The organism is Streptomyces sp. YS-3 (assembly GCF_045257485.1).
Lineage (GTDB): Bacteria > Actinomycetota > Actinomycetes > Streptomycetales > Streptomycetaceae > Streptomyces.
Map to the genome: position 1 here is coordinate 1 of NZ_JBJHPC010001145.1, position 755 is coordinate 755.

Genomic DNA, 755 nt, shown 5'->3' on the forward strand with positions numbered 1-755 from the left:
GCTCCGGGGACGTGGACGGCAGGGGTGACCCGTCCGTCCCGGTCGGCGTGGGCGCCGGATCGCTGGGCGCGCCGGTCACCCCGGTGGCCGGGTGCGAGCCGCCCGGTACGGGAGAGCCCTCACCGGTCCCGGGCCCACTCGTGGTCGTACCGGCCGGTCCCGGCCGCGTACCGCCGGGGCTCGGATGGTGCCCCTTGCCGTGGCCGTTCCGGGCCGGTACGGCGCTGGGCCGCTTGGGACCGCCCACATCGCTCGCGTCGGGGGCGGGCGCGGAGGTCTCCTGGGAGATCTCCTCCTCTTCGTGTACGGAGGTGGCAGCGCCCCGGTCGTCCGGCGGCGGCTCCAGGGCGATCCGCGCCAGCCCCAGCGCGCCGGCCGCGAGGACCACACCCGCCGATCCGAACAGCACGAGGCGCCCGCGTCGCTTACGGGCGCGGCGGCGCGGGCGGGCCGCCGCCCGGGGCGGTTCGCGGCGCGCGCGGCGGTGACCGGTGGGGGCGGGGGCCGCACCGGGTGCGGCGGCCTCGTACACCCCGAGGTCGATGGCTTGGTGCTGCCGCAGCTCCTCCGCGGGGGTGCCGCATCCGGCGCAGGCCAGTGCGCCGTTGAGGTGCCGTCGGCAGGCGTGGCAGTAATCCATGGCCAACGGAGGCTATGCGCGCAGCCGTCGACAATGGGGGCCGGGAATGTGTGGATCTTGTGTGGAACCCCTCCCTCCGGGGCGTGGCGGGGGCACGAAGTCGGGCGTTCGGTGC

At 77.1% G+C, this 755-nt stretch carries 1 protein-coding gene; it reads right to left on the minus strand.

The window, feature by feature from the left end; genetic code table 11:
* Positions 1–640 (minus strand): hypothetical protein (locus ACJA3G_RS38005; protein WP_406557547.1); only part of this gene is annotated, 640 nt, incomplete at its 3' end.
* Positions 641–755: the final 115 nt, after the last annotated feature.